The organism is Glutamicibacter sp. 363 (assembly GCF_052379505.1).
Taxonomy (GTDB): Bacteria; Actinomycetota; Actinomycetes; order Actinomycetales; family Micrococcaceae; genus Glutamicibacter.
On record NZ_JBQSYR010000062.1, the window covers coordinates 1 to 3266 of the forward strand.

Below are 3266 nucleotides of genomic sequence, written 5' to 3' on the forward strand. Positions count from 1 at the left end.
ATTCTCCATCATTCGGATTATGCCGAGGTTTTCGTTAAGCCGAGAAAACCAGGACCGCGCTGGTCAATAGCTGGTTGAACCAGTATTCCTCGGCTTAACTATTCTTCCTAACGCAGGCTGTAGAGTTGGTCGAGTTCCTCCCTGCTCAAAGTAGTTTGCTGGACCTCTTCAATCGCTGGGTTTCCCGCGGCCATCGCAGCACGCATCATCTCCAGCGTCGCGAACGCATAAAACGATGATGTCGTGCTCATGTTCTCATGCCCCAGAAGCTGCATTATCAACGGCAACGCGACCCCCTGCTTATAGAGGTCCATCGCCTTCGTTTTACGCAGCATATGGCAATGCAGATGCTCCGGCATACTCGGGCACGTGAGACGTGCTTTATCGCCGGCGTTCTTCAGGATCAAGCTCACGGAGTCTGCTGAAAGAGCTGTTTCTTGGCCGCTACGGTAGCTATAAAACAATGGTCGGTTCCCGTGCCTACGCTCAGGTTCGGGATGGAACTGCGCAAGATAAACCTCCAGATGTTCTACCGTCTTGCTGCTCAACGGCACGATCCTGCTTTTGCTCCTTTTGCCGGTCAGCCTCACGCAGACCGGCTCTGCAAAAGAAATATCGGCGAGGGTCAACGCAGTCAGCTCGCTGACGCGTGCTGCTGTGTCATAGAGCAAGATCAGCAGCATTTGATTGCGCCGAGATTTCAACGTTTCGCCACTGTACGCTGCCAGAAGGTGAGTGGTTTGCTCGGTGTCCAAGTAATCAATGGGCTTTCTTGCAGCCGCAGGTGTTTTCACGGTCCGTGCAGACTCATCGACAGCCATCAGGACAATGTCTTCGGCCGAAACGTAATGCAAGAAGGCCTTAATGGAGGTCAGCCGCAAGCCAACAGTCCGCGGCTGGTAGTTCTTAGTTTCTTGCATCCACTTCACCCATCCCTTCAACAGATCCCTGCTGAAATGATCAAAACTGATCACTTCCCGAGGGATGTCTTGAACTGAAGTTAGATAGTGCACATAGTTTTCCAGGCTGATCCGGTAGGCCTCAATAGTCCGTGGTGACGCACCACGGACTTTGGGCAGGTAGTCGTGAAGATAGCTCCGTGCGTAGCTCCAGAAACTGGATGACGTGGGTGTTGCTGGTTTTTTCATTCGAATCCCACCTCCGGAAACAGGCTTTGATAAGGCTGACTCAACTGTGCGTAGCTCTTCAAAAAGTCCGGAGAGGTATGCACGTAGTAAAAGGTGCTGTCCAACGAGGCATGCCCCATATATCGGGATAAATATGGAAGCATCGCGTTGACGTCTTGGCCTTGAGCCATCCACCGTTCAATGTTCGCGTAAGCAAAGTGATGCCGGAATGAATAGGGGCGCGCTCTGGGCCCACCTTCGGTGCGGGGCAGGCCAGCTTGGTCCCAAATCCTATTGAACATCACCCCTACTGCAGTGTTGCCGAGAGGAGCACCAGTCGAGGTAGTAAAGAACGCTTGGCGCCGCGGGCCGAGGTTGGATTTCGTTGCTTGATCGCTGCGAAACAAGACTTCCCGGATCTGATCGTCGAATGGGATTCGACGGCTCCGATTGCCTTTGGACCAGAGGATATTTAATAGTTTCCTCTCTAGGTCAACGTCTTCCACGGCCAAGCGCTGCACCTCGCAAGTGCGTAGCCCGCAAGAATGCATGAGTCCGAAGAACGCCGTGGCTTGCCATTGCCATGGTGTTTTCGATGCTAGATGTTCAGCCGCAGCAAAGAAGTCGGTGATCTCTGACTGGCTGAGTAAGTAGGGTTGCGGCCGGTGGAAACCTGCGCGCCACTGCTCGGAAAGCACATAAGCTTCAGGATGTGAATGGGTGCGCATCCACCGGCCGAAGTCGCGAATATACGACATCCATGAAGGTGGCGATCCAGGTTGCGCGGCACGTTTTTCCTCGACCCACCCGACGACGGTTTCTTGGTTAAGGACGCGGGCTTGATGTTTGGTGCAGTACTCGTCGAAGCTGCGCAGATAGTGGATCCGTGATGCCCCGTAGCAGCCCATGTTCCGCTTGAATTCGATGAATCGTTCCAAGTCGCGAGCGAAGACGCTGGTGAAAGTTGGCGTTTTCATTGTTTCTGGCTTACTGGCAACGGCAGGACACAAGCTAGAAGCTGCTCCACGTCTGTGCTCAGATACACGTTGGTGGAATCAGCGCTGGCATGACCCAATACGGCAGAAATCGTTGGCAAGGGAGTGCTGGCTCGAAGCAGATTGGATGCTGCGTTATATCGAAGCATCCGCGAGCCAACCTTCATATCGTCCACCCCTGCGGTGCGGAACACCGTGCTGATCACTCGATAGATTGACGAATGGCCACCGAATGCCTGGTGGGGAGCTTTCCACCTAATAAAGACTTGAGCGGCCGTCGTTTCTGGCCGCTCGTGCAGTACGTAGTCCGCCAGTTTCTTCAGCACTAGGGAAGGCAGCGAAAGCGTGAGAGGGTTCCCCGTTTTTTGCTGGACGATTCCCAGTGTCGAGCCGCGCCAATCAACCTCTTCAAGTTTGAGGCTGATGATGTCACAAGCACGCAGCCCAGAGACTAAACACAGCAACACGATGGCCGCATCACGAGCCGAAACTGCCGGGTTATCGCGGCAGAACTCGACCACGATACGTTCAGAGGCAGGAGAGAGTATTTCGTGGATCTGATGATGCCTGCGCGCCCTGGCCAGTGCTAAAGCATCGAGCAAATCAGTGCGCTGCATAAACTTCAAAAACGGGCGAAAATTAGCCACGACGGACCACATCGTAGTTTCCGCCCACTGTCCGCGTAGGGATTCGAGAAACCCCAGAACGCTGGCTCCATCGGCTTTGTCCCACGTGAAGATTCCTTGAGCCTCCAAATAGGCCAGGTATTGTGTCGCCATGGAACCGAATGAATAAAGCGTGACCTGAGCGAGTTCGCGCTGCTTCATGTCTTGACCCCATAAACTGAGCAGTTGGCAAAACTCCGGGGTCTTCGGCGACGGCATCGTTGAGGGACGTTGGCGCACGGCCAAGTCCACGCATCCCGTCAGCAGATATGCATCACATAAATGAATCAGCCGTCGATAGTCGTTGCTACGTTGCTGGCTGAATTTTCCCGTCCTTGGACTGGTAGTCATCGAGACGAATCGCGTACCCAGCTCGCAGGTATAGATCCCATCCTGGTGGGCCGCCAGCAGGCCGAGTTGCTTAATCGACTTCTGGTATTGGCCAATCGTCGATTCCATGTAGCCAGCAGCTCTGAGCG

Annotated in this window: 3 protein-coding genes; all 3 read right to left on the minus strand. The window is 54.1% G+C overall.

Going from position 1 to position 3266, the window contains the following annotated elements:
• Positions 1-107: 107 nt before the first annotated feature.
• Complete coding sequence (locus ACT3UA_RS18780) at positions 108-1148, minus strand: tyrosine-type recombinase/integrase (protein WP_096287890.1); 1041 nt, start codon at positions 1146-1148, stop codon at positions 108-110.
• On the minus strand, positions 1145-2104 hold the full coding sequence (locus ACT3UA_RS18785; protein ID WP_096287892.1) for a tyrosine-type recombinase/integrase: 960 nt from the start codon (positions 2102-2104) through the stop codon (positions 1145-1147). The genes ACT3UA_RS18780 and ACT3UA_RS18785 overlap by 4 nt, the downstream gene beginning before the upstream one ends.
• On the minus strand, positions 2101-3266 hold a 1166-nt coding region (locus tag ACT3UA_RS18790), incomplete at its 5' end, for a tyrosine-type recombinase/integrase (protein WP_444617855.1). The genes ACT3UA_RS18785 and ACT3UA_RS18790, both read right to left, overlap by 4 nt.